Origin of the sequence: Ectopseudomonas composti (genome assembly GCF_001567565.1) — a bacterium.
Lineage (GTDB): Bacteria > Pseudomonadota > Gammaproteobacteria > Pseudomonadales > Pseudomonadaceae > Aquipseudomonas > Aquipseudomonas composti_A.
On the sequence record NZ_LSSW01000009.1, the window covers coordinates 1 to 6,207 of the forward strand.

Below are 6,207 nucleotides of genomic sequence, written 5' to 3' on the forward strand. Positions count from 1 at the left end.
CGCCGCACCATGTTGGCGAACTCCGCTGGGCTGAGCTGATACAGCTCCTGCGCCACCCAGGGCAACCAGCGCCCTTGCAGCTCTTCCTTGCGCGCCAACAGGCGCTGGGCCTCGGCTTCGGCGCGCGCCTGGTGCTCGCGGTGGTAGTCGGCGCGGCTCGGTTTTTCTGTACTCACGGTGTCGCCCTTTTCCTCATGCGCGGCAGAGCAGGCATAATCGCCGCCTGTTCGCCCATTTCGACCGTCATCAATGCGCATCCACGTCAGCTTCATCGACCGCGTCGGCATCACCCAGGAAGTCCTGGCGCTGCTTGGCGGGCGCAATCTGAACCTCGATGCGGTGGAGATGGTACCGCCAAACGTCTACATCGACGCACCGACCTTGAGCGCTGCGGTGCTCGAGGAACTGCGCGGTGCGCTGCTGCAGGTGCACGGCGTGCAGAGCGTGGAGGTGGTGGACATCCTCCCCGGCCAGCGCCGCCGGCTGCAGCTCGACGCCTTGCTCGCGGCCATGCCCGACCCGGTGCTGGCGGTGGATGACCGCGCCACCGTACTGCTGGCCAATCCGGCACTGATCGATCTGTATGGGCGCGCTCCCGAGGGCATGAACATCGCTGCGCTGTTCGCCGATGATGCACTGCAACACTCGCTGCTCGCCGCCGGGTTCCACCAGCCCCTGCGCGAGGTGCATTTCGCCGGCCAGCCGCTGCTGCTCGACGCCCAGCCGATCACCGAGGACGGTCGCCTCACCGGCGGCCTGCTCACTCTCTATGCGCCGAGCCGCATGGGCCAGCGCCTGGCTGCCCTGCATCACGACCACGCCGAGGGCTTCGACTCGCTGCTCGGCGAGTCGGCGCCGATTCGTGCGCTCAAGGCCCGCGCCCTGCGTGTGGCGTCGCTCGATGCGCCGCTGTTGATCCACGGTGAAACCGGCACCGGCAAGGAGCTGGTGGCGCGCGCCTGCCATACCGCCAGCGTGCGCCGCACCGCACCTTTTCTGGCGCTGAACTGCGCTGCTCTGCCGGAGAACCTGGCCGAGAGCGAGCTGTTCGGCTACGCCCCCGGCGCCTTTACCGGCGCCCAGCGCGGCGGCAAGCCGGGGCTGCTGGAGCTGGCCAACCAGGGCACGGTATTTCTCGACGAGATTGGCGAAATGTCGCCCTACCTGCAGGCCAAGCTGCTGCGTTTTCTGAGTGACGGCAGCTTCCGCCGCGTCGGTGGCGATCGCGAGGTGAAGGTGGATGTGCGCATCCTCAGCGCCACCCACCGCGATCTGGAGAAGATGGTCGCCGAAGGCAGCTTCCGCGAGGATCTGTTCTACCGCCTCAACGTACTCAATCTGGAAGTGCCGCCGCTACGCGAGCGTGGCCAGGACATCCTGCTGCTGGCCCAGCACTTCATGGCCCAGGCCTGCGCGCAGATCCAGCGCCTGCCCTGCCGCCTGGCGCCCGCTACCTTCCCGGCGCTGCTGGTCGGACGCTGGCCGGGCAACGTGCGCCAGCTGCAGAACGTGATCTTCCGCGCCGCCGCCATCTGCGACAGCAACTGGGTGGAAATGGACGACCTGGATATTGCCGGCACCGAGGTAGCGCCGAGGGTCGAAGGTGAAGTGGCCAGCCTGGAACAGGCCATGGACGAGTACGAGAAGGCGCTGCTGGAAAAGCTCTACGACAGCCATCCATCCAGCCGCCAGCTGGCCGTGCGCCTGGGCACATCGCACACCGCCATCGCCAAGCGGCTGCGCAAGTACGGCATACCGGGCAAGCACTGACGCACTCGCCCTGCAGGGTGGGTTAGGCGGCGCAGCACCACCGCGCTGTCAGCTCACTCGCCGATCAGCGCTGATGACCCACCCTAGGCTTCCTGGCGATGGCTTAGATCGGCGTGCTGCTGGTCGGCACCTTGATCACCCCACAAGCCACACGCGCACCGCCGCCGCCCAGCGGCTTCGGATGGTCGGCATGGTTGTCCGAACCGGCGTGAATCATCAGCGCACGGTTATGCAGCTCCTCCAGATTCTTGAGTCGCGGCGCCAACACCGGCTGGCTGGCAGTGCCGTCCGCCCCAACATACAGGGCAGGCAAATCGCCAAGATGCGCGTCATCCTCCCAGGGGAAGCCATGGCGCCCGGCATCCTTCGGGTCCCAATGCCCACCTGCGGCGCCAGCCGGTGTCAGCTTGCCATCGACCTCCATGGCGTTGCAGTTGGCCTTGGCGTGCACATGAAAGCCGTGAATGCCCGGCTCCAGGCCTTTCAGATCCGGGGTGAAGACCAGCCCGTAGGCGGACTCGCTGATGGTCACAGTGCCCACCGCCGCGCCAGGGCCCTTCTCGGTCGCTTGTTCCATAGTCACGTTGATGGTCTCGCTGGCCTGCACCGAGGCGGCGCCAAGCAGGGCGAAAGCCAGAGGAATCAGAGGTTTCATGCTGGGTCGAGCTCCTTGTCGATGAACTGTCTGCATGCCGACCCACCGAGGTGATCAGCAGTTCCAGATAATCAATGTATCGATTTCATTCCACCGTAACGATTAAGCAACAGACGGGTGAAACCCGCATTACGCCTGGCGCGACGCTGACTTTTCCATTTGCGACACGACATTCCGTATCGATAACGTTCCACAACCTTCTCAGGCACCGATCAAAAACCACCGAAAAACAACATAAGTAATTGATTTTATTGAATTTTATAATCATGGCATTGGCATTGCTTACACACTGCCACCTGCCCGCCACCTAGAAGCGGACACCTTTACCCCTTGAGGAGTTGACATGAGCGAGTTGCGTTTCACCGCCGATCACGAATGGCTGCGTCTGGACAACGATGGTCTGGTGACCGTCGGCATCACCCATTACGCCCAGGACGCGCTCGGCGACGTGGTGTACGTGCAACTGCCGGAAGCCAAGTCCTATGCCCAGGGCGAGGAAGTAGCGGTGCTGGAATCGGTCAAGGCCGCCAGCAACATCGTCATGCCGCTGGACGGCGAGATCGTCGAAATCAATGGCGAGCTGGAAGGCGCCCCGGAGCTGGTCAACGAGTCGCCGCTGGACAAGGCCTGGTTCTTCCGCATGCGTCTGGCCGACAACGCCGTGCTGGCCGACCTGCTGGACAAGGCCGGCTATGATCGTCTGTTGAACGCCAACGCCGACGCCTGAGTGACCGCCATGACCAAGCTCGATACCCAGAACGAATTCATCGCTCGCCACATCGGCCCGCGCGATGCCGACACCGCAGCCATGCTGCAGCTGCTCGGCTATGACTCGGTCGATGCCCTGACCGACAGCGTAATCCCCGAGAGCATCAAGGGCACCAGCATCCTCGGCGCGCAGCCGGGCCTGTCGGAAGCCGACGCCCTGGCGCGCATCAAGGCCATCGCCGCGCAGAACCAGCAGTTCAAGAACTTCATCGGCCAGGGTTACTACGGCACCCACACGCCGAGCCCGATCCTGCGCAACCTGCTGGAAAACCCGGCCTGGTACACCGCCTACACCCCGTACCAGCCGGAAATTTCCCAGGGCCGCCTGGAAGCGCTGCTGAACTTCCAGACCCTGATCAGCGACCTCACCGGTATGCAGATCGCCAACGCATCGCTGCTCGACGAAGCCACCGCTGCCGCCGAGGCCATGACCTTCTGCAAGCGTCTGTCGAAGAACAAGGCCAGCAACACCTTCTTCGCCTCCCAGCACTGCCACCCGCAGACCCTCGACGTGCTGCGCACCCGTGCCGAACCGCTGGGTATCGAAGTGCACGTGGGCGACGAAGCCACGATTACCGACGCCAGCGCCTACTTCGGCGCGCTGCTGCAGTACCCGGCCAGCAACGGTGACATCTTCGACTACCGCGCCCTGGTCGAGCGTTTCCACGCCGCCAACGCTCTGGTCGCCGTCGCCGCTGACCTGCTGGCCCTGACCCTGCTCACCCCGCCGGGCGAGTTCGGCGCCGACGTCGCCCTGGGCAGCGCCCAGCGCTTCGGCGTGCCGCTGGGTTTCGGTGGCCCGCACGCCGCCTACTTCGCCACCCGCGACGCATTCAAGCGCGACATGCCGGGCCGTCTGGTCGGCATGTCGGTCGACCGTTTCGGCAAGCCGGCCCTGCGCCTGGCCATGCAGACTCGCGAGCAGCACATCCGCCGCGAGAAGGCCACCAGCAACATCTGCACCGCCCAGGTGCTGCTGGCCAACATCGCCAGCATGTACGCCGTGTACCACGGCCCGAAAGGCCTGAGCGAAATCGCTCAGCGCGTACACAGCTTCACCGCCATTCTCGCCCTGGGCCTGACCAAGCTGGGCCACAGCGTCGAGCAGCAGCACTTCTTCGACACCCTGAGCATCAAGACCGACGCCAAGACCGTCGAGCTGCATGCCAAGGCCCGTGCTACCGGCATCAACCTGCGCGAGATCGACGCCGAGCGTCTCGGCCTGTCGCTGGACGAAACCACCGACCAGGCTGCCGTCGAGGCCTTGCTGGCACTGTTCGCCGGTGAGCAGGCTGCCCCTGCAGTCAATGACCTGGCCGCGCAGATCGCCAGCCGCCTGCCGCAAGGCCTGCTGCGCCAATCGGCGATCCTCACGCACGAAGTGTTCAACCGCTACCACAGCGAAACCGAGCTGATGCGCTACCTGCGCAAACTGGCCGACAAGGACCTGGCCCTGGACCGCAGCATGATCCCGCTGGGCTCCTGCACCATGAAGCTCAACGCCGCCAGCGAGATGATCCCGGTGACCTGGCCGGAATTTGGCAACCTGCACCCGTTCGCGCCCGCCGAGCAGGCCGCCGGTTACACCCAGCTGACCGCTGAACTGGAAGCCATGCTCTGCGCCGCCACCGGCTACGACGCCGTGTCGCTGCAGCCCAACGCCGGCTCTCAAGGCGAATACGCCGGTCTGCTGGCCATCCGCGCTTACCACATGAGCCGTGGCGACGATCAGCGCGACATCTGCCTGATCCCGCAATCGGCCCACGGCACCAACCCGGCGACCGCCTCCATGGCCGGCATGCGCGTGGTGGTGACCGCTTGTGACAGCCGTGGCAACGTCGACATCGCCGACCTCAAAGCCAAGGCCGAAGAGCACAAGGATCGCCTCGCCGCGATCATGATCACCTACCCGTCCACCCACGGTGTGTTCGAGGAAGGCATCCGCGAAATCTGCGAGATCATCCATGCCAACGGCGGCCAGGTGTACATCGACGGCGCCAACATGAACGCCATGGTCGGCCTCTGCGCCCCCGGTCAGTTCGGCGGCGACGTCTCGCACCTGAACCTGCACAAGACCTTCTGCATCCCCCACGGCGGCGGCGGCCCGGGCGTCGGCCCGATTGGCGTCAAGTCGCACCTAGCGCCGTTCCTGCCCGGCCACGCCAACATGGCGCGCAAGGAAGGTGCAGTCAGTGCCGCACCGTTTGGCAGCGCCAGCATCCTGCCGATCACCTGGATGTACATCACCATGATGGGTGGCGAGGGCCTCAAGCGCGCCTCGCAGATGGCCATCCTCAACGCCAACTACATCGCCCGCCGTCTGGAAGAGCACTACCCGGTGCTGTACTCCGGTGAAGGCGGTCTGGTGGCGCACGAGTGCATCCTCGACATCCGCCCACTCAAGGACAGCAGCGGCATCAGCGTCGACGACGTGGCCAAGCGCCTGATCGACTTCGGCTTCCACGCCCCGACCATGTCCTTCCCGGTGGCCGGCACCCTGATGATCGAGCCGACCGAGAGCGAGTCGAAGGAAGAGCTGGATCGCTTCTGCGACGCCATGATCGCCATTCGCGAGGAGATTCGCGCAGTCGAGCAAGGCCGTCTGGATAAAGACGACAACCCGCTGAAGAACGCCCCGCACACCGCCCTGGAGCTGGTTGGCGAGTGGAACCACGCCTACAGCCGCGAGCAGGCCGTGTACCCGGTCGCCAGCCTGATCGAGGCCAAGTACTGGCCGCCGGTGGGCCGCGTGGACAACGTCTACGGCGACCGCAACCTGGTCTGCGCCTGCCCGTCCATCGAGGCGTATCAGGACGCGTGATGAGCGTGTCCCCCTCTCCCATTTATGGAAGAGGGGCTGGGGAGAGGGTTGCATCCGCCGCCCCTCTCCCTAACCCTCTCCCCGAGGGGAGAGGGGACAGTCCGTGTCCAGCCGTAGCCCGGATGCAATCCGGGGATGCCATGAAAAGCTCCCGGATTGCATCCGGGCTACCTCAACTCGCGAAACGCCCGGC

Annotated in this window: 4 protein-coding genes; 3 read left to right on the forward strand and 1 reads right to left on the reverse strand. The window is 65.2% G+C overall.

Annotated features, from left to right (window positions below; translation table 11 throughout):
* The first annotated feature begins 249 nt into the window (after positions 1–249).
* The gene (locus PCLY_RS01900) at positions 250–1,770 is read left to right on the forward strand and encodes a sigma-54-dependent transcriptional regulator (RefSeq protein WP_061237560.1); all 1,521 of its coding nucleotides are present in this window, start codon (positions 250–252) and stop codon (positions 1,768–1,770) included.
* A 103-nt stretch (positions 1,771–1,873) separates the two neighbouring features.
* Here the strand turns inward: PCLY_RS01900 and sodC are convergent, their stop codons facing one another.
* Positions 1,874–2,425 (reverse strand): superoxide dismutase family protein, encoded by a 552-nt coding sequence (gene sodC / locus PCLY_RS01905; RefSeq protein WP_061237561.1) that lies wholly within the window; start codon positions 2,423–2,425, stop codon positions 1,874–1,876.
* A 343-nt stretch (positions 2,426–2,768) separates the two neighbouring features.
* On the opposite strand from sodC, the gene gcvH reads away from it, so the two are divergent.
* Complete coding sequence (gcvH, locus tag PCLY_RS01910) at positions 2,769–3,152, forward strand: glycine cleavage system protein GcvH (protein ID WP_061237562.1); 384 nt, start codon at positions 2,769–2,771, stop codon at positions 3,150–3,152.
* 9 nt (positions 3,153–3,161) lie between these two features.
* Positions 3,162–6,014, forward strand: coding sequence for an aminomethyl-transferring glycine dehydrogenase (gene gcvP, locus PCLY_RS01915; RefSeq protein WP_061237563.1), 2,853 nt, complete (start codon positions 3,162–3,164; stop codon positions 6,012–6,014).
* Positions 6,015–6,207 lie beyond the last annotated feature (193 nt).

Excerpts from the sequence above, each read along its gene's own strand:
- PCLY_RS01900 (WP_061237560.1), top strand. The coding sequence starts at position 250 with ATGCGCATCCACGTCAGCTTCATCGACCGCGTCGGCATCACCCAGGAA.
- sodC (WP_061237561.1), bottom strand. The coding sequence starts at position 2,425 with ATGAAACCTCTGATTCCTCTGGCTTTCGCCCTGCTTGGCGCCGCCTCG.
- gcvH (WP_061237562.1), top strand. The coding sequence starts at position 2,769 with ATGAGCGAGTTGCGTTTCACCGCCGATCACGAATGGCTGCGTCTGGAC.
- gcvP (WP_061237563.1), top strand. The coding sequence starts at position 3,162 with ATGACCAAGCTCGATACCCAGAACGAATTCATCGCTCGCCACATCGGC.